This window comes from Mycoplasma sp. 1573 (genome assembly GCF_053851775.1).
This window is the reverse complement of the sequence record NZ_JBSQBG010000002.1, coordinates 242,296-262,955: the sequence shown is the minus strand read 5'-3', so window position 1 is coordinate 262,955 and position 20,660 is coordinate 242,296. Positions and strand designations below refer to the sequence as shown.

The 20,660-nt window shown below is 32.2% G+C and carries 19 protein-coding genes; all 19 read left to right on the top strand.

Features of this window, described 5'->3' with window-relative positions; genetic code table 4:
* The first annotated feature begins 114 nt into the window (after positions 1-114).
* Positions 115-4,020 carry a hypothetical protein gene (locus tag ACWXVT_RS02740; protein ID WP_455968009.1) on the top strand — a complete coding sequence of 1,302 codons (3,906 nt, stop codon included), beginning with the start codon at positions 115-117 and terminating at the stop codon, positions 4,018-4,020.
* Positions 4,021-4,128: 108 nt separating this feature from the next.
* Positions 4,129-4,587 carry a hypothetical protein gene (locus ACWXVT_RS02735; RefSeq protein WP_455968007.1) on the top strand — a complete coding sequence of 153 codons (459 nt, stop codon included), beginning with the start codon at positions 4,129-4,131 and terminating at the stop codon, positions 4,585-4,587.
* Positions 4,571-5,362: a F0F1 ATP synthase subunit A gene (locus tag ACWXVT_RS02730; protein WP_455968006.1), complete on the top strand. Its 792-nt coding sequence runs from the start codon at positions 4,571-4,573 to the stop codon at positions 5,360-5,362. The genes ACWXVT_RS02735 and ACWXVT_RS02730 overlap by 17 nt, the downstream gene beginning before the upstream one ends.
* Before the next feature lie 11 nt (positions 5,363-5,373).
* A complete protein-coding gene (gene atpE / locus ACWXVT_RS02725) occupies positions 5,374-5,673 on the top strand; it encodes an ATP synthase F0 subunit C (protein WP_438341676.1) in 300 nt (99 codons plus the stop codon).
* Between the two features lie 28 nt (positions 5,674-5,701).
* Entirely contained in the window at positions 5,702-6,235 is a 534-nt protein-coding gene (locus ACWXVT_RS02720) for a F0F1 ATP synthase subunit B family protein (RefSeq protein ID WP_455968004.1), read from the top strand.
* The gene (locus ACWXVT_RS02715) at positions 6,225-6,758 is read left to right on the top strand and encodes a F0F1 ATP synthase subunit delta (RefSeq protein WP_455968002.1); all 534 of its coding nucleotides are present in this window, start codon (positions 6,225-6,227) and stop codon (positions 6,756-6,758) included. Before ACWXVT_RS02720 ends, ACWXVT_RS02715 begins: the two co-directional genes overlap by 11 nt.
* 12 nt (positions 6,759-6,770) lie before the next feature.
* Positions 6,771-8,333, top strand: coding sequence for a F0F1 ATP synthase subunit alpha (atpA, locus tag ACWXVT_RS02710; RefSeq protein WP_455968001.1), 1,563 nt, complete (start codon positions 6,771-6,773; stop codon positions 8,331-8,333).
* The gene (gene atpG, locus ACWXVT_RS02705; protein ID WP_438341680.1) at positions 8,333-9,187 is read left to right on the top strand and encodes an ATP synthase F1 subunit gamma; all 855 of its coding nucleotides are present in this window, start codon (positions 8,333-8,335) and stop codon (positions 9,185-9,187) included. The genes atpA and atpG overlap by 1 nt, the downstream gene beginning before the upstream one ends.
* 12 nt (positions 9,188-9,199) lie before the next feature.
* Entirely contained in the window at positions 9,200-10,618 is a 1,419-nt protein-coding gene (atpD, locus tag ACWXVT_RS02700) for a F0F1 ATP synthase subunit beta (RefSeq protein WP_455967999.1), read from the top strand.
* The gene (locus ACWXVT_RS02695) at positions 10,608-10,982 is read left to right on the top strand and encodes a hypothetical protein (RefSeq protein WP_438341682.1); all 375 of its coding nucleotides are present in this window, start codon (positions 10,608-10,610) and stop codon (positions 10,980-10,982) included. Before atpD ends, ACWXVT_RS02695 begins: the two co-directional genes overlap by 11 nt.
* A gap of 173 nt (positions 10,983-11,155) precedes the next feature.
* Positions 11,156-11,893: a DNA-processing protein DprA gene (locus ACWXVT_RS02690; RefSeq protein WP_438341683.1), complete on the top strand. Its 738-nt coding sequence runs from the start codon at positions 11,156-11,158 to the stop codon at positions 11,891-11,893.
* A 46-nt stretch (positions 11,894-11,939) separates the two neighbouring features.
* A complete protein-coding gene (deoD, locus tag ACWXVT_RS02685) occupies positions 11,940-12,686 on the top strand; it encodes a purine-nucleoside phosphorylase (protein ID WP_455967998.1) in 747 nt (248 codons plus the stop codon).
* A 2-nt stretch (positions 12,687-12,688) separates the two neighbouring features.
* The gene (locus ACWXVT_RS02680) at positions 12,689-13,984 is read left to right on the top strand and encodes a thymidine phosphorylase (RefSeq protein WP_455967997.1); all 1,296 of its coding nucleotides are present in this window, start codon (positions 12,689-12,691) and stop codon (positions 13,982-13,984) included.
* Between the two features lie 7 nt (positions 13,985-13,991).
* Positions 13,992-14,636, top strand: a complete 645-nt coding sequence (gene deoC, locus ACWXVT_RS02675; RefSeq protein ID WP_455967996.1) for a deoxyribose-phosphate aldolase — start codon at positions 13,992-13,994, stop codon at positions 14,634-14,636.
* A gap of 4 nt (positions 14,637-14,640) precedes the next feature.
* Positions 14,641-15,276: a uracil phosphoribosyltransferase gene (gene upp / locus ACWXVT_RS02670; protein WP_455967995.1), complete on the top strand. Its 636-nt coding sequence runs from the start codon at positions 14,641-14,643 to the stop codon at positions 15,274-15,276.
* Between the two features lie 89 nt (positions 15,277-15,365).
* Entirely contained in the window at positions 15,366-17,816 is a 2,451-nt protein-coding gene (gene lon / locus ACWXVT_RS02665) for an endopeptidase La (protein ID WP_455967994.1), read from the top strand.
* Positions 17,817-18,010: 194 nt separating this feature from the next.
* Positions 18,011-18,862 (top strand): 30S ribosomal protein S2, encoded by an 852-nt coding sequence (rpsB, locus tag ACWXVT_RS02660; protein WP_455967992.1) that lies wholly within the window; start codon positions 18,011-18,013, stop codon positions 18,860-18,862.
* 2 nt (positions 18,863-18,864) lie between these two features.
* Positions 18,865-19,758 carry a translation elongation factor Ts gene (tsf, locus tag ACWXVT_RS02655; protein ID WP_455967991.1) on the top strand — a complete coding sequence of 298 codons (894 nt, stop codon included), beginning with the start codon at positions 18,865-18,867 and terminating at the stop codon, positions 19,756-19,758.
* Positions 19,759-19,859: 101 nt separating this feature from the next.
* On the top strand, positions 19,860-20,642 hold the full coding sequence (locus tag ACWXVT_RS02650) for a tRNA1(Val) (adenine(37)-N6)-methyltransferase (protein ID WP_455967990.1): 783 nt from the start codon (positions 19,860-19,862) through the stop codon (positions 20,640-20,642).
* Positions 20,643-20,660 lie beyond the last annotated feature (18 nt).

The following is a 20,660-nucleotide window of genomic DNA, read 5'->3' as shown; positions in this document are numbered from 1 at the left end:
GAAATTCTTGCTAAAAAAGATGCTATTACATCACTTGCAACAACTGCTGACACTCAAGCACAAACATTTAAAAACGCCAAAGAAAGTCCTCGTTACGACGAAATTGCTGAAACATTGAGCCAAGCAGTTACAACAGCTACAAGTTATGTAGAATCAATCGGTGATGTAAGAACACTAGTTGATAATACTGCTTTAGATGCTAAATTGCAAGAAGTATCAAATCAATATGACACACTAGTAGCTGCTCTAAATAATGCTAAATTAGATGCAGTTAAAGCTGACTATAAAGTTGCTCAAACAGCTGCAAATGACTTATTATCAACAAAACTAAACGATGTTGATACAGATGAAAACATTCTTGATTCAAAGAGAGCATTAGTAAGCTCATACAAACAACAACTACAATCAAAACTAAGTGAAACTGATGCTACTGTTTCAACAGCACAAGCAAACCAATCAGGTTTTGATGCTGTTAGAAAAGCTGCTATTGAATTGCAAAAACTAGTTGATTCAGTAGATAAAAACTATACTCTACAAGAATTCCTAAAAACAAGAAAAGACGTTGAAGACAGAAAAGCTCAACTAACTGAAGAAGCTTCGAAAGTTATTGTTAACCAAGCAGTTAACCAAGCAAACTACACAGTTTGAGAAGAAAAAGGATTACCTGCTGATGTTGATAGAGATACAACAATTGACAGAGTTAACAGAAACCAAATTCAATCACAAATCGACTACCTAAGTTGAAGAATGAAAGAAGCTGTTGCAACAGATGAACTAAAAGCATACAATGACTTGAAAAAAGTTGTAGAACAATGACTTGCTCAATATAAAAGTGAAAATAATAACACTATAACAGACTATTCACAAGATTTAACAGACAAAAAAGCTGTTTTAGATGGAAGAGTTAATGAAATTTACGAAGCAATTAAAGCTTCAAAAGATGTAGAACAATCAACTGACAAACCAAACACAATTAAAGATGCTACTGACGCTCTACAAAAAGCATTAGACGATGCTAAAGTTGCTAAAAATCTATATCAATACACACAAGCAGTTAAAGCTGCAAATGCATTCATGGATGAAAACAAAGATTACCCAACAGCATTAGATGGTCTAAAGAAAGCTTTAGTTTCAGCTAAATCAAAACTTTACGACGAAAATGACAAACTAAAAGACAGTTATGAATCACAAGTTAAACCTGCTACTAAAGAAATTCTAGAAGCTATTGAAAAAGCTAAAATTGAAGTAGCTAAAGCAAAATGACAAAAAGCTCTAGCAGACTTGAGTGTTCTACAATGAAAAATTGATACTTGAAATGGTAAATATGGTCAAAATTTAAGTGCAACAAGTTCAGACACAAATGTTAACTATGATGTTCAAAAAGATCTAAAGGATACTTTTGGTACAAACAAAACAGCTGCAAATCCTGAAACTGTAGCAGATTATGAAACAAAAGCAAAAGCATTAAATGATGCAATTGCTAAAAATATTCCTTTATTCATTGATAATGCAAATAACTATATGCTAACAAAAGCTAGAGAATACTATGCTAAGAAAGAAACTGCAGCAACAAGAAGACTAGCTAGATTCAATGATGAAGACAAAAAAGTTATACAAGAAAGAATTGATTTATATCGTCAATACGTTGATGAAAAATCAGTCGCTTCAAAAGACGGAATCAACAGTATAACATTGAAGAAATATCGTTCAGTTGAAGAGGGCAAAAAAGTAGCTAACGAAATCATTGCTCTTGGAGATGATTTAGAAATCTTTGTATTTGCTCACAAATTACAAACACAAATGAACGATCTAAAAGCTTTAGTAAACAAAGCTTACATCTGATCAAATAAATCAATTAATGTTCAATCAGATGTTGCTGATGATTACAAATCAAACTTAACTATTGTCAAAGATAATGCTCTTGAAATTAATAAGCCTGTAACAGCGGATTCTGAATATGTTCTAGAAAACCTAGACGCTGAAGAATTATTCAAACGTATTTCAGAAAATGTTGATGGATACTCAACAATTAAACAAGAATTAGAAACAAGAATTAATGACTTCTTAAATGTTCTATCTAACAGAATTGATGCACCAGTGGTTGCTCCTACAACAAACGAAACTGAAGGGACAACATACCCAAGTCTAAGAGACAAAGTTATTGACTTAGTTGTTAGATCAGCTGCTGCATTAAGAAATATTAAAGATTCATTTGAAAAAGCAAGAAAAGATAAAGCTTTAATTGATTACAAAAACTTAATTGTTGAAACAAAAGCAATTTATGCTGAAAACCAAGATGTTGCTGACCTTATATTTGATCCATACTGAAAAATTTCAATTAAAGAATCAGTGGGCCGTGAAGAAGGCTGCATCACTGATGAATCTTACAAAACATGATCATGAGATTGATGAAAACAAAGATTATTGTCAATGTACTCAACAAGAAACGTTGCTCAAAGAGCAGTTCCATTTGTTGAATTGAAGAAAATTTATGACAAATGAACAGTTAACGATGGTAAATTCTTCAATGACAAACTTTCAGAAGATGACAGTGTTAAAGCTAAAGTCATGACATGAGGAACTGAAAAAGATCAAGAAGTTCAAAAACACATGTTCCACACTGACTTATTAAAAAATGGTGTTGACCAAACACTTGCTGACATCCTAGCTAAAGTTAAAGCAATGGATAACTCACTAGTTAACTACCAATCAATGTACGATGTAATGGTGGGAATTGTTAAAGCTAGAAAAACTGATGCAAGATTATCAAGATACCCTGAAGCAATTGCTATTTTAGATAAAGCTATTACTGATGCAAAAGCATTAGCAGAACCAGAACAACCAATCGTTGAAGATAAATTAAATGACAAAAACATTCAAGATGCTATTGTTGTTCTAAGAAAAGCTATTTATGATGCTGAAGAAGTTGCAGCTCTAGCAGAAGCTAAAGAAAAATACTTCGCAGATAAAGATGATGTATTTAACTTGATTAACTCATTACCAGATGATCAAAATACAAAACTAATCAAAATTAAATACCAAGCTGAATTCAATGAAATTGTTAAAGATGACCAATTATTTACAACATCACAACAATTCAAAGAACACGACGACATGCTACTTGCTCTACAAGTTAAAGCAAGCCAAAACATCGTTGTTAAAGCTTCAGAAGCCCTAAAAGAAATCAAATCAATTATTAACGACAAACTACTAGATTCAACTAACGGTTACCAACAAGATATGCAATTTATTCCTTTCTATGGAGAAACATTAAAAGCATTCGTAACAAATACTCTAGAACCAGAATTTGTTAAAAATGCTTCATACCAAGCACAAGCAGACGTTGATCCAGTTAGAGAACTAATTAGCACAGGCGTTTTAAACTCAGTAGTTGATATGTATGTAAACCTATATGCATGAGGACAATCGTCAGAATATAATTACTGATTAGCTAAAACTGATAAAGTTGAACTTCTAAACAACTCAGTTGTTCTAGAAGGTGGGCAAAAAGGTGTTCTATCAGCATTTATTGAAAATTACTACAAACCAACAGAAGATAAATCAAGAATTTTTGCTAAATTGTCTTCAGATATGGTTAAATACTTCTCAAATCAAGAATTCTACAAAGCTACGAAATACTGACTATTAGATAAAAATCCAGAAAGAACAAAAACAACTTCTGCAACAAGAATTCAATATTCAATGATTTCTCAAGGATACATTAAATTGTTACAAATTAAATATGACATCATGGATAAATTCATGGCATATGGAGATGCAACAAGACATGTAAACCTATCTCTAAAACAAACTCTAACAGATGAACAAATTAGAGATATTGCTGCTTACCGTGCACTATCTGCTGACTTTGTTGCTAGATCAAAAACTGAAGCTAACTTTGATATTTCTTCATTAGAAAATATTGAAAAAATGTATGATTTCTTGAACGGAAAACAAGTTCCACAAATCAACCAAGATGCTTCACAATCTAACCCAAGCGAAGAAAGCGTACAAAACTAATTTTCATTAATGAAAACATGCCAATAAACCGGCATGTTTTTTTAATTTTGCATTTTCATTTCTCAATTAATGGTGCTATAATTCAATTAACCCAAAATGAGACAAGTTATGAAATATTTCGATAAAAGATTTTTAAATTACTTAGGAAGAATTTTATTTTTATTTCACAGCTTTTTGCTTGTTAGTCTATTGGTTTTAGCCTTTGTTAAGACTCAAACCTATACATATTTGTGGGGTTATTTGGTAGGACTAACAAATTCTTTAGCAATATTAGTTGTGGATTATTGAATCTATAACAAGTTTGCAAATAAAAAATATAGTAAATTACAAGCAATCGGAATGGTTTATGTCAATATTATCTTGACAGCCTGTATCTTGCTTGGACTTTTTTTGTTTAATCGCTATGTCACAAACAAAATCGGTTTTAGCCATTTACACGGTGGTTTATATCCAATCAATATTGTTTTTTATTGCCTTGCAATCACCGTTTTACCACTTTCGTTTTGCCTTGCATTTACTATCAGTAAAAAAATTAAGAGAAAGGAGATAAATGGACAAGATTTTTAATCATGGGCAACTATCTAATCCTCAAGCATGAGGACCAAAAGTATTATCTTTAAACCAATTATTTAGTTTAGCCGTTGTTTTCATCATGATTGTTTTAGCAAGCATAACACTTTACTTCATGATTCGTAAAACAAAAGAAAACGAAGTACCTTCGAAAATTGTTGTTGTAGTTGAAAGTTACATTTATTTTATTGAAGATTTAACTGACAATATGACAGATTCAAAACTAAATAAGTTTTCGCCATATTTCTTTGGTTTATTCATCTTTTTAGCCTTAGGTAACCTAGTCGGAGTCGCCGGACTTGCACCAGTCGGAACATCACTTACTTTCGTCTTGGCAATCACTTCCGTTACTTGAATTATGACTTTTGTTATTGGTATAAGTTGCCAAAAAATAAGATATTTTAAAGATTGATTAAATCCAATCAGTTGACCAGGTATTTTTTCACCTATTCTTTCACTTAGTTTCCGTATGTTCGGAAACATCACTGGTGGTGTTTTATTAATGCTTTTATTGCATGGTTTATTTACTTACTTATGACGTTTTGTTGTAGGAAATAATGAATCAGCTTTGACATTTAACGTTATAGCATTAATTATCATGCCGTTTGCAAGTTTGTATTTTGACATGTTTGACTCGCTTCTTCAAGCATTTGTCTTCACGGTTCTGACAATGAGTTATTGAGCAACAGCCGTGGGTGAAGAAGTGAAAAAAGAAAAACGAAAAAAAATCAACCAACAAATGGAAACAATGGTTGTTAATCAAACCGCATAAAGGAGAATTTTATGAATACAGAATTAGTTACAAATTTATTTAACATTTCACAAATCAAAGACAATGGAACTGCTAGCGAAGCAGCAGGTCTAGCTTATGGTCTAGCTTTAGTTGGTGCTGGTATCGCAATGGTCGGTGCTGGTGGAGCCGGAATGGGACAAGGTTATTTAGTTGGTAAAACTGTTGAAGCAATCGGAAGAAACCCAGAAGCAAGATCAAAACTAACCAGCTTAATGCTTATCGGTCTATCATTCGTTGAAACTTCAGCTATTTACTGTTTAGTTATCTCATTCTTACTAATTTTCGTTTAATTTTATGCAAAACACAGCTTTAGTAGTTATGAAAGAAGAAACAGTTTCACAAAAACTAAGAGATATTTTCGAAACTTTTTCTTTCTCATGACCTTATTTTCTTTTTACTTTAACATTCTTTCTTTTAGCAGTCACAATTCTAGTTTTATTAGCTTATCGTCCTGCTAAAAAAATGCTAAAAAGAAGACAAAACTATATTCAACAAAACATTGATGACGCTGTAAAAGCTAAAGAAGATGCTTTAAAAATTAAAAATGAAGCAAATGAATCGCTTTTAGACACATACAAAAGAATTGACAAAATGATTAATGATGCCAAAATCGACAGTGAAAAAATCATAGATGACAAAACTGAAGAAGCAAAAAACAAGGCACACTCAATCATCGAACAAGCTAACAATTCAATCACTAAAAGCTGAAGAGATTTTGAAAGTCAGCAAAAGAAAATTATTGTTGAAAATGCAATCGAAATCAGCCAGAAAATTTTAGGAAGAGAAATCAAAGATGAAGAAAACAAGAAAATGATCCAACAATTGCTAGAAGAGGCAAACAATGAACTATAGTGAACAAATTGCTAACTATGCATTGGCCATTTATGAACTAGCAGATGAGGATAATAATCTTGAAAATATCTTCAATGATTTTCAAGCTATTGATATAGCAATTAACGAAAATAAAGAAATTTTAAAAATTTTAAAATCTTATTCACTTGAAGATGAGCAAAAATTCAAATTAATTGATGACATTATGCACAATGGGCAACCAATCTTAATTGATTTTTTGAAAGTCTTAGTGCGTAATCGTACAATCGGTTTAACATGTGACATTTTTGCTAAATTCCAACAAATGTATTACGAAAAGAAAAATATCGAACAAGGAATTATTTATTCAACAATCAAATTAAGTGAACAAGAAATAAAAGATTTTGAACAAAAAATGACAGCCAAATTTAACAAAAACATCATTCTCGTTAATAAACTTGAGCCAAATCTTATTGGTGGTATCAAAATCGTTATCGGGGATAATGTTGTTGACAATTCAATCCTGGCTCAGTTGAAAAAAATGAAGCAAACTATTTTAAATTAAAAGGAGGTAACCATGGCTTTAAAACCAACAAGCTTAAGTGCAATTATTAAAAATCAAGTCAAAAATTTTGCAAAGCAAATTGAAACAGCTGAAATTGGTGAGATTGTTACCGTTGGGGATGGTATTGCTCTTATTAGTGGTTTAGATAACGCTAAACTAGGAGAACTAATTGCCTTTGAAAATGATGTTTATGGAATGGTTCTAAACTTAGAAGAAGAACTAGCTGGAGTTGTTATCTTAGGAAATGATGAAAAAATTACCGAAGGAAGCGAAGCTAAAAGAACTAATAAAGTTATTTCAACACCAGTTGGAGATGGACTTTTAGGGCGTGTAGTGGATGCTCTTGCTAACCCAATCGATGGAAAAGGCCCAATTTCTGCTTCTTATTATTCAGAAATTTTCAAAGTTGCTCCTGGTATTATGACTCGTGAAGAAGTTAACCAACCACTAGAAACCGGAATCCTAGCCATTGATGCCTTAGTTCCAATTGGAAAAGGACAACGTGAACTAATCATCGGTGACCGTCAAACAGGAAAAACCGCCATTGCTATTGATACAATATTGAACCAAAAAGGTAAAAATGTTTTATGTATTTATGTTGCAATCGGACAAAAAAATTCAACTGTTAGCCAAATTGTAGAAACTTTAAAAGCTAATGATGCTTTAAGTTACACAACAATCATTAATGCTGGAGCTAGTGAAGCTTCACCATTGCAATATATTGCTCCATACACTGGAATCACTATTGCTGAAGAGTGAATGGAACACGGTAAAGAAGTTTTAATTGTTTATGATGACTTATCAAAACACGCTGTTGCTTACCGGACACTATCATTGTTATTACGTCGTCCTCCTGGACGTGAAGCATACCCTGGAGATGTTTTCTATCTACACTCACAACTTTTAGAGCGTAGTGCACGTTTAAACAAAGAAAATGGTGGTGGTTCATGTACTGCCTTACCAATTGTTGAGACTCAAGCGGGAGATATTTCAGCTTATATTCCAACTAACGTAATTTCAATCACTGACGGACAAATTTTTACTAAAGAAAGTTTATTCAATTCAGGACAAAGACCAGCTGTTGACGTTGGATTTAGTGTTAGTCGGGTAGGGGGTAGTGCACAAATTAAAGCTATTAAACAAGTTTCAGGTTCACTAAAACTTGAATTAGCACAATACAACGAAATGCAAGCATTTGCTCAATTTGGTTCAGATCTTGATGAAAATACTCGTATGATCTTAGAACATGGAGCTAAAGTTTACGAATTTCTAAAACAGGCACAATACTCACCTTTAGACCAATATGACCAAGCATTATTGCTATTTTGTATCAAATATCGTTTAACTAACCCTATTCCAGTTGAGTATATTGCTTTATTCAAGAATGAAGTACTATCATTTTTCAAGCAAGACAAAAAAGCAATGTCACTAAAAATGAAATTACAACAAGACAAACAATTTGATAATGAATTAGTAGCAAATCTAAAAGAATTATTAACTGATTTCATTCTTAATACATTCTTAAAGACTATTCCTAACTACGATAGTAGTCAATACAACGCTATTCCTGCATAATGGCTGATTTATTAGGAATCAAACACAGAATTGAATCAGTAACAACCACTAAGAAAATTACTAAAGCAATGGAATTAGTGGCCACTGCCAAAATTGCCAAAATCAAAACCGATTTCAATAAAATAAATGTTTACTATGATCGGGTAATGGCTGTTTTTGACAACATTCTCTTACATGCTGAGGATATTAACAAAATCCTTAACTCACAATCTCCTAAAGATACAAAACCACAAAAACTTTATATAGTAATTGGTTCTGATTTAGGTCTTTGTGGTGCATACAATGCTAATTTATACAAAATGATTCGTGATTTAAACGATGAAAAACCATTATTTATTGTTTTAGGAAGTAAAATTCTTAACTTTTTAAACGAAAAATATGGTGATCAAGTTATTCAGTCATTTATTCACGTTGGAGATAGTTTAGACTATTCTTTGACACAAATCATTAGTCAAAAAATCTACGATGTGATTCAAAAAGTTCACATTTCAGAGGTAAATATCATTTACACTCAGTACATTAACTCAATCACTACTGAACCAAAAATTAAACAAATTTTTCCATTGCAGCACACTGGAAGAACACAAGAAATTAATCGTACCGATTTATCAATTTATGAACCAAGTGCAACTAAGATTTTGGCTTCTTCATTCATTATCTATTTTGAAGCAAGTATTTATTTGGCTTTAGCACATGCAAAATTGAGTGAAACTAGTGCAAGAAGAACTGCGATGGAAAATGCAACTGATAATGCAAATGAATTAATTGGCGAATTGCAATTAAATTACAACCGTTCAAGACAAGCAAAAATTACTCAAGAAATCACTGAAATCATCAGTGGTTCAAATTCTTAAGAAAGGAGTTATATGTCAGAAAATAAAAAAACAAAAGTTGGAAAAATTGTTCAAATTTTAGGGCCTGTTGTCGACGTTCAATTTAGTGAAGGACACGTTCCTTTTATCAACAATGCTTTAGTGCTAAATTTTGAAAATAAAAAGTATGTTTTCGAAGTAGCACAACAAATTGGAAATGACACAGTACGGACAATTTCAATGGACTTAACATTCGGTTTGCGCCGTGGACTAGAAGTTATTGACACTGGAGCACCAATTAGTGTACCAGTTGGAGCACAAGTGCTTTCAAGAATGTTTAACGTTTTAGGGGATGCTATTGATGGCAAAAATTTCGACTATAGCAATGTTAAATATGAACCTATTTACCGCCCTGCACCTGCTTTTGAAGACCAAAAATCAACAATTGAAATTCTAGAAACAGGAATTAAAGTTGTCGACCTATTAATGCCTTACGTTAAAGGAGGGAAAATTGGTCTTTTTGGTGGAGCTGGAGTTGGTAAAACCGTTCTAATTCAAGAATTAATTAATAACATCGCTACTCAACACGGGGGAATAAGTGTTTTCGCCGGAGTAGGAGAAAGAACACGTGAAGGAAATGACCTTTACCACGAAATGGAAGCAAGTGGAGTTTTAGATAAAACTGCTTTAGTATTCGGACAAATGAATGAGCCTCCTGGAGCTCGGATGAGAGTTGCTTTTACAGCTCTAACAATGGCCGAACACTTCCGTGATCGTGAAAATCAAGATGTGCTTTTATTCATTGACAACATCTTCCGTTTCACTCAAGCTGGTAGTGAAGTTAGTGCTCTGTTAGGGCGTATGCCTTCAGCCGTTGGATACCAACCAACACTAGCAACTGAAATGGGTTCATTGCAAGAAAGAATTACTTCAACCAAACAAGGATCAATTACTTCGGTTCAAGCTGTTTATGTGCCAGCCGATGACTTAACTGACCCTGCTCCTGCTACAACCTTTACTCACCTTGATGCTAAAACAGTTCTTGACCGTAACATTGCAGCTTTAGGAATTTATCCTGCTATTGACCCACTTGCTTCAGGATCACGTCTACTAGATCCACAAGTAATTGGAACAGAACACTACAATGTTGCTCGTGGAGTTCAAAATATTTTACAAAGATTCAAAGAACTACAAGACATTATTGCAATTTTGGGAATGGACGAATTGAGTGAAGAAGATAAAAAAGTTGTTGCTCGTGCTCGTCGTATTCGGAACTTTTTATCACAACCATTCTTCGTTGCTGAAAAATTCTCAGGTTACCAAGGTAAATACATTAAATTAAAAGATACAGTTCGTTCATTCGGAGAAATCTTGGCAGGTAAATACGATGACTTACCTGAAGAAGCTTTCTTATATGTTGGAACAATTGAAGAAGTAGTGCAAAAAGCACAAAAACTAGCAAATGGCAAGTAGTTTAATTTCAGTCACAATAACCACTCCTTATGGAAGTTTTTTAGAAACTAAAACAGATATTGTTACCCTAAAAACAACTGAAGGATACATTGGTTTACAAGCTAATTGTTTAGAATTTACCGCAGCTATTGTAACCAGTCAATTATTTGTTGGTGGTTCAGGAATTGATGCTTCAGAAAGAAAAGTTTTTTATGTTAATAAAGGTATCGTGCACTCACGTGCTGATAGAATTGACATCATTGTAAATAACATTTCAACAGAACCTTTAAACTTAAAAACTACTTATACTGAAGACAAAGACTCAAAAAAATACTCTTTTATCGAAGAAATCAATATCAAAAAAGCCTTGAACAATTCAAGATAATAGTAATTATCAAGGCACAATATATACTTAAATTTTGATTATAATCAAGTAAAGTCGCAACTTTGGTTTGCGACTTTTTTGCTATTTTTTTAGCTTCAGCAAAGACAACAAAAATATCGAATTTTGTTTCAAAAATGATCGGTTTTTTTACTTTAATAGGTAGGAGAGACAAAATGAATGAAATTGTAAAATATTTTTCAATTAAATACAATGGCGATTGAGACAAAATTTACCATGCTTTAGAACAACAAGAACCTATTAAAGATGAAGAACTAGAAAATATTGAAGATAAATTTAGCAATTGCTTATCACTTTTTAATAGAAATTATCCCGATGAATTTTTACGTTTAGCTAAACCGCCTTTTACTCTGTTTTATCAAGGCAAAATACAAAATTTACATAATAAGAACAAATTAGCATTTACAGGAGCATATTTAGACACTAAGATAGAAGCCTTGATTGATATGGTGTTTGAAAAATTAAAAAATATTGATTGTAGCCTAGTGACCACAGTTCATAATGAAGTAGAACGCTACATATTTTGAAAATTTTATGATGCAAACAAACCAGTAATTTTAATTTCAACACTCGATACTCAAAGTACACTAGATAAACTAAAAATATCAGCTATAAATGACAATTTGGTGATTATCAGTGAATTATATAAACCAGTTAAGAAATTGGAAAAGAAACATTTTGAAGCAACCAAGCGATTATGTTCTTCGTTAGCAAGTAAGTTAGTTATTTTTTCTTCTTTAAAAGAGGATAAAAATATTGATAAATTGATCGACCATTTCATTGATAGAAATAAAGATGTATATGCATTTCCAAGCACTGAAAATGATGAAAAAAACAACAATAACGAACTTATAAATGAAGGAGCAAAAATGATTACCTCTTTTGAAATTTAGCCTTGTCATACCACCAAGCCGATTGTGTCTTTGTGATAAAATTAATATGGTAGAAAATACCTGAAATTTACAACTATTAGGAGACAAAATGACACCACACATTAATGCCAAAAAAGGCGACATTGCTAAACTAGTTTTGATGCCAGGAGATCCTCTAAGAGCAAAATTCATTGCTGAAAAATACTTAGAAAATCCTCGTTTAGTATCAAATGTTAGAAATGTTTTAATGTATACAGGTAAATACCACGGACACGAAGTTAGTGTTTGTGCCTCAGGTATGGGTATCCCTTCAATCGGGATTTACGCATATGAATTATTTAACTTTTATGATGTAGAATCAATTGTTAGAATTGGTTCAAGTGGAGCCTTCGTTGAAGATTTAGCTCTATATGATATTGTTTTAACAAAAAGCTGTTTTGGAGAAAACACTTCATTCAGAAAAGCTTTTTTAGGAACTGAAGAAAATATTGTTTATCCTTCAGAAGAATTAAATAATCAAATTTTAAAAAATGCTAAGCAATTAAACATTCCAGTTCGTTTAGAACACGTTTATTCAGAAGATGCTTTTTACACAGATGTAGCAGTTGATACAAGAATTAAAAATTCACAAGGTGCTGTGTGTGTTGAAATGGAAAGTTATGGACTATTCACTGTAGCTGAAAAACTAAACAAAAAAGCAGCATGTATTTTAACAATTAGTGATAATCTTGTAACTCACCAATATACATCATCAGAAGAGCGTGAAAAAGCATTCAACAAAATGATGGAATTAGCATTATCATTGGCAGGTTAATTATGCGAATGGTAGACTTAATTGATAAAAAAGTAAACAAAATTACTTTAACTAAAGAAGAAATTAACTGAATAATAAATTCTTATACTCAAAATTTAATTCCTGATTATCAAATGTCAGCTTTCTTAATGGCTATTCGTTTGAACTCGATGACCGATAAAGAAACTGCCTATATGACCGAAGCTATGATGAATTCTGGAAAAGTTCTAGATTGATCATATTTAAACACTGATATTGTCGATAAACATTCAACAGGTGGTGTCGGTGACAAAACAAGCCTAGTGTTGATGCCTCTTTTAGCTAGTCTAGGATTAAAAGTAGCAAAGATGTCGGGACGTGGACTTGCACAAACTGGTGGAACTATTGATAAATTGGAATCTATCGAAGGTTTTAAAGTAAGTTTAAGCGACCAAGAATTCAAACAGGCAGTTGAAGAATTAAACATTGCTTTAGTAGGACAAGATGAAAAACTGGTTCCGGCTGATAAGAAAATCTATGCTTTAAGAGATGTTACCGGAACAGTACAATCAATACCTTTAATTGCTTCAAGTATCATGTCTAAAAAACTAGCAACTGGTTCAAATGTTATTTTGTTAGACGTTAAGTGTGGTTCAGGGGCTTTTATGAAAAATATTGAGCAGGCCACTGAATTGGGTCAACAAATGATTGATATTGGAAAAAATTTAGGTAGAAAAGTAATAGTTGAAATAACCAATATGCAACAACCTTTAGGTCGTGCTATTGGTAATAAAATTGAAGTTTTAGAAGCAATTGAAACATTAAAGGGGCATGGTCCTGAAGATTTCAAGCAACTAATTTATTCTTCAGCATCAGCATTTTTATTAGAAACTAAAAAAGTTAGTTCAGAAAAACAAGCATACGATCTAATTAAGCAATATCTTGAAAATGGTACTGCTTATAAAATGTTTCTAGCTTGAATTAAAAACCAAGGTGGAAACACTGAAGTTCTTGAATCAAAAGATTGATTTAAGCCACAATATACTTATGAATTAAAGAGTGAAAACGAAGGTTATTTAGAAATTACTAGTGCTCTTGATTTTGGTCTAGCAGCAATGAAACTAGGTGCAGGGAGACAAACAAAAGAAGATATACTAGATTTCGAAGCAGGAGTTTATTTAAACAAAGTAACAAATGAGTATGTTAAAAAAGGTGAAACATTGTTTACTTTTTATTCATCAAAACCAATTAATAATGAGGTTATTGAAGAAATAGAAAAATCATACAAATTCAATCAAAAACCTATTGATAATCCAATTATTTTTAAAAAGATGCGTTAGGAGCAAAATGCAATACAACAGAATGGTGGATCACACCTTACTAAAACCGGAAGCTACTCAAAAAGAAATTGATAAATTGATTAGTGAAGCAATCCAATATGATTTCAAAAGTGTGTGTATAAATCCAACTTGAATTAAACATGCCAAAGAAAAATTAACCAATTCAAATACTATAGTTTGTACAGTAGTAGGTTTTCCATTAGGAGCTATGGTAACACAGGCTAAAGTTCATGAAACAAAATTAGCTTTAGCACACGGAGCCGATGAAATCGATATGGTAATTAATATTGGTCGTTTCAAACAAGGACAATACGATTTTGTTTTAAATGAAATCAAAGAAATTAAAAAAGAATGTAAAGACAAAATTTTAAAAGTAATCATTGAGACTGCTTTATTAACTAACGAAGAAATAAGAAAAGCAACTGAAATAGTTTTAGCTTCAGGAGCGGATTTTGTCAAAACATCAACTGGATTTTCATACCGTGGAGCAAGTTTTGAAGACATCGAAATTATGAAAGATGTTGTAGGCAACAAAATTGAAATTAAAGCAGCCGGTGGAATTAAAACTTGAGAAGATATGGAAAAAATGTACCAGTTGGGTGCAACAAGATTCGGTATGTCAAAATCAGTTGAAATCTTCAAAAAGGACTAATCTTATGGTAAAGATTTTTGATCACCCGCTTATTAAAACGAAATTGACGACACTGCGTCAAAAAGATACACCGCATGAAGAATTTCGTAAAAATCTTAATGAAATTGCTTCATTAATGGTTTTTGAAATAATGCGTGATTACGAACCTAAACAAATATCGATCGTTACGCCGACAGAAACGCAAACAACTGGATACATTTTAGATAAAGAAATTATTATTGTTCCAATTTTAAGAGCAGGACTAGGGATGGTAGATGGAATTTTAAATCTAATTCCGCAAGCAAGAGTAGGTCATATTGGCCTATATCGTGATGAAAAAACATTTCAAGTTCATAAATATTTTTACAAAATTCCAGATGTTGCTAAAGATAGTGTTGTAATGGTTGTAGATCCAATGTTAGCAACCGGAACAAGTGCTTACGATGCTATCAATGAGCTAAAAAAAGATGGTTTTAGCAACATTAAACTTGTTTGTTTGGTTGGTGTTGAGCAAGGAATTAAAAAGATTACTTCTTCATTTAGTGATGTCGATATCTTCTTGGCTTGTCAAGACTCACATCTAAATGATAAAAAGTACATAATTCCAGGTTTAGGAGATGCAGGTGATCGTATTTTTGGAACCAAGGATTTAAAATTTTAAGCCCAATTTGGGCTTTTTGTATTTTTAGCACATTACATTGTTGAGTGCTAATTTATGCTATAATTAGTACAACTTAGAAAGGAGCAAGAATGCAGTACCCATTTATCGGACTAAGAAATGATTTTGTTGCAGTAGGCGAAACAAAAAAAATCAAAGTTGGTAAGACTCGCAGCCTATCGATTTGAAAACATGCTGAAGATCATAATGCCAATGTAATGGCGCTTTTCCCAATTAAACCAAGCAGTCTAAACAAAACTGGTGAATTAACTTTTGATGATTATTTAGAATATGGAACAGTAGTAACTTGAGAACCAGTCAACGGTCAATCAAAAGTAAAAGATATAAACTTCAAAGCACTTAAAAAAGTAAAACTTTTAGAACTAAAGGATTTAACTGTTTTATCAAATGAAGACAGTCCTGAATTAATGTCTAATGCAAGTGCTGTTGTTGAAGAAGTAAGAGAATATGTTTCTGACTTAAATTTAGCTAAAGCATTATTATCAAAACTTGCAAAAGCATTGCAAAAAGTTATCAATAGTGAAAGCACAGAAGCTTTTACAGCACCAATTGAAACAATTTATACAGCTGAAGATTTAATGCCTTTTGCTGATATTTTGTTAGGTTCAGTTTCAAAACTGGATTTTGAAGATAGATATAAAATTTTTGAACAAAACGATTATGTTGAAAAACTTTCGTTAGCAATTTCAGGATTTATTAAACTAAGACAATTAAATGTCATTGATGAAGAAATTGATGCTGCTCTAAGAAATGAATTAGACTCACAACAAAAAGAATACTTACTACGTGAAAGAATGAGAATAATTCAAGATTCACTAGGTGGTAATGAAGAAGAAACACAATACGAAAAAACAATCAAAAATAGTGAATTAAATCTACTTTATCCAGATGTTGTTAAAACAACAATTGCCAAAGAAAAAGCACGTATCAAAGAGATGATGCCATCAAGCCCTGAGGCAAATATTGCTAAAAATTATATTGAATTATTACAAGTTTTACCTTGAAGAAAAGTAAAAGCAGAAAATTTAGACATTGAGAATGTAAAAAAAGTTTTAGACTCACAACACTATGGTTTAAAGAAACCAAAAGAAAGAATTTTGGAATTTATTGCTGTAATGAATCACAATAAAGCACAAAATCAACACAAAAATGAATATGTAAAGATTCCTAACGATAAAGATCACCTAATTGACAAAAACTTATTTGTTTCAAAAGAAGGAAGTCTTGTAAATGAAGCAGTAAGACCAATGCCAATCTTGACACTAATTGGTCCTCCAGGGGTAGGAAAAACTACTTTAGTTCGTTCAATTGCTAATGCTCTAGAAAGACCATACATCAAAGTAAGTTTAGGTGGTGTAAAAGATGAATCTGAAATTCGTGGACACCGTCGTACTTATGTAGGGGCAATGCCTGGAAAAATCATTAATGCCATCAAAAAAGCAGGTGTTTCAAACCCAGTTGTTTTATTAGACGAAATTGATAAAATGTCGGCTGATTATCGTGGAGATCCTACTTCAGCACTTTTAGAGGTTTTAGATCCAGAACAAAACGTAAACTTCCAAGATCACTATTTGGACGTTGAATATGATCTTTCGAAAGTGTTGTTTATTGCGACAGCAAACTACTATGATTCAATTCCCGAGGCATTGATCGATAGGGTTGAATTGATTGAATTAAGTTCATACACATCAATTGAAAAACTACAAATTGCTAAGCGTCACTTGCTTCCAAAAGTTCTTGAATTTAACTCATTAACTGAAAAACAATACCAAATTAGCGATGATGTGATTAACTATATCATTAAGTACTACACACTAGAAAGTGGAGTTCGTGAACTAAGTCGTTTACTAGATAAAATCGGTCGTAAAATAGTTGTTAAAATTTTAGACAAAGAAGTAAAAGACGAATTTGTTGTAGATTTAAGTGCAGTTGATGAATTTTTAGGGCCAATCAAATATGATGAGTCTAAAAATGATAAAGAACCACAAATCGGAACAGTTAATGGACTTGCTTGAACTCCATACGGTGGTTCAACACTCCCAATAGAAGTAACAACTTTTGAAGGAAAAGAAGGAATCAAATTGACTGGTTCACTGAAAGAAGTTATGCAAGAATCGGCACAAATCGCTCTAGGATATGTTAAAGCTAATGCAGAAAAATTTGGCATTGATTTTAAATTTGATGACAACACCATTCACATTCACGTACCTGCAGGGGCAGTTCCTAAAGATGGGCCAAGTGCTGGAGTAACATTTACAACATCGATTATCTCAGCATTGTCGAAACGTCCAGTACCACACACAATTGCCATGACAGGAGAAATTACACTGCGTGGAAAAGTTTTAGCAATTGGTGGATTGAAAGAAAAGTCAGTAGCAGCTTCAAAATTTGGTATCGACACTGTCTTTATTCCACAATCAAACGAAAAAGATTTAGTAAATGTTCCTGATGAAGTTAAAAAAGTAATCAAATTTATTCCAGTCGAACATTACGAACAAATTTTTGACTACATTTTTAAATAATCACTAATCTAGCTTCGGCTAGATTTTTTCTTGCCGGTTTTTGTTATCGAGGCTTTTATGCTAAAATATTTAAGTACTAACCTAGTTGGTACCTATTTTATTAATTTCATCAAGCACCAAAATGGATTTTGATGGTTGTGTCGTATATGATTCCATCATTTCGAAATTTTGGGAAGACAAACAAAGGAAAATTTATGGAAAACAAAAATCAAGAAACAAAAGCTCCAGTACAAGCTGAAGCACAAAAAGAAATTGTTTCAAGAAGTAAACTACTTGAAGCAGGAACATATTTTGGACACCGTGCAAGTGCATGAAATCCAAAAATGAAACCATACCTATACCAAAAAAGACAAGGTATTCACGTTATTGACATTGCTAAAACTCAAAAATCATTAGAATATGCATACAAAATGATTCAAAGAGCAGCACAAAAAGGTGCTTCATTCATTTTTGTTGGAACTAAAAAACAAGCTAAACAAGCAGTTGAAGAACAAGCAAAAAGAGTTAATTCACCATATGTTGCTGAACGTTGATTAGGTGGAACCTTAACAAACTCAGATACAATCTTCAAAAGTGTTAACTTACTATCAGAACTAGAAGCTAAACAAGCTGGTGGGTATGTAGGATACACCAAAAAAGAAGGATTAAACTTTGACAAAAAAATCGCTAAGTTACAAAGAAACCTAAGCGGTATTCGTCACATGAAAAAAATCCCTAATGTTATGATCGTTGCTTCTCCACTAGCAGATGAAATCGCTATTAAAGAAGCACACAAAAAAGGTGTAAAAGTTTTTGGAATTCTAGACTCAAATGCTGATCCAGATGCAGTTGATTTCGGAATCCCAGCTAACGATGACTCAGTAAAATCAATCACCTTAATCCTAACAATCCTAGCTGATGCTATTGCAACAGGAAGAGGACAAAATGCATTATTTGCTTACCAAAATGATGATGCTATTGTTTTACCTGAAGATCCTAAAAAAGAAGCAGCAAACGACCAACCAAAAAGAAATTTCCGTCGTCCTAACAATTCAAAAGGAGAATAATCATGGCCGCAGAACCAAAATTAATTAAAGAACTAAGAGACCGTACCAATGCTGGTTTCCTAGACTGTAAAAAAGCTTTAGAAGAAACAAACAATGACATTGAAAAAGCAATTGTTTGACTACAAGAAAAAGGTGTAGCTAAAGCCGCTAAAAAAGCAGGAAGAGTTGCTGCTGAAGGTATTGTTCGTGCAGCTAAAAACGACAAATATGCTGTTTTATTTGAATTAAACTCTGAAACAGACTTTGTTGCTAAAAATGAATTATTCCAATCTCTAGTAAGTGAAATCGAAAACGTTTTACTATCTAATGATTTCGAAACTCTAGAAGACGTAATGAAATTAAAAATTGGATCAGAAACTGTTGAACAAAAAGTTACTGATGCAACGGCAAAAATTGGAGAAAAAATTACTCTACGTCGTGTAGTTAAAATTACTCCTGCTGCAGGTGAAGTAGTTGCTGCTTATACTCACGCTAACAATCGTATTGCATCAGCTGTTTTAGTTAAAGGATCAAATGCTGAATCAGCTCGTAATGTTGCAATGCACGTTGCTGCTTTAAATCCAAACTACGATACAGAAAATGATTTACCAGCTGAATTAAAAGCTCAAATTGAAGAAGAAGCTTTAGCAGATGTTAAATCAAATCCAAAATGAGATAAATTGCCAGAAAAAGTGCAAAAAAGTATGCTTGAAGGTAAATTACGTAAAGCTTACGATGAAAAAGGAATTTTATTATTCCAAGCATTTGTTATGGAAGACTCAAAAACTGTTGCTCAATATTTAAATGACAACCAACTATCACTAGTTGAATCATTCCGTATTGAAGTTGGAGAAGGTATTGAAGTTAAAGTAGTTGACTTTGCTGCTGAAGTTGCAGAACAAATGAAAGCTGCTTAATAAAAAAAGATATTTTTTAAGGTAGAATCGTTTGATTCTATCTTTTTTGTTTTCTATGTGCTTAACTTGGACAAGTGAAAAATACTATACAATTAATAATTATGAGAAGTAGTTGAAAAGAAAATAATTTAGGTTATCAAGATGGTTTAAAAATAATGCAGGATAAGGAGATGTTTTCATACTCAGTTGACACTATTTTGCTAGGAAATTTTTGTACTTTAAATAGCTCAGTAACAAATATCCTAGAAGTAGGAACTAACAATGCAGCCTTGAGTATTTTTGTTGCTCAAAGAAGTGAAAAAATCAAAATTGATGCCATCGAAATACAACCAAGAGCAGTAGAAATTGCCAATTTTAATGTAACAAAGAATAATCTTGAAAACAAAATTGCCATAATTGAAGCAGATTTTAATGACTATGCACAAGAATATGCTTATAGAGTGGGCAATAAATTAGCAAAAAAATATGATCTTATAATTTGTAATCCCCCTTACTATAAAGTTGATGCAAACATCAAAAGAAAATCCTCTACTTCTTTTCAAGAAATTGCTACTCATGAGATTTATCTAAATTTAGATCAATTATGTGCTGGTTCAAGAAAAATAATTGAACAAAATGGATATTTATCTGTAGTTTTGCCTATTAATCGTTTTGTAGACTGCCTTGAAGCAATGAAAAAACATGGTTTTGAACCAAAAAGAATTCAATTAGTCTTTCCACGTGTTAGTGCTACTCCTAAATTTTGCTTAATAGAAGCAATGTTTACAAAAAATGTAGGGACTGAATTTTTACCTAACATTTACTTGCATCCCGAAGATAAAAAACAACACGTTTACACTGATGAAGTTAAGAAACTTTACGTTCCGATTAAAACTAAAAAATAACAAAAAAAGAACAGGAGA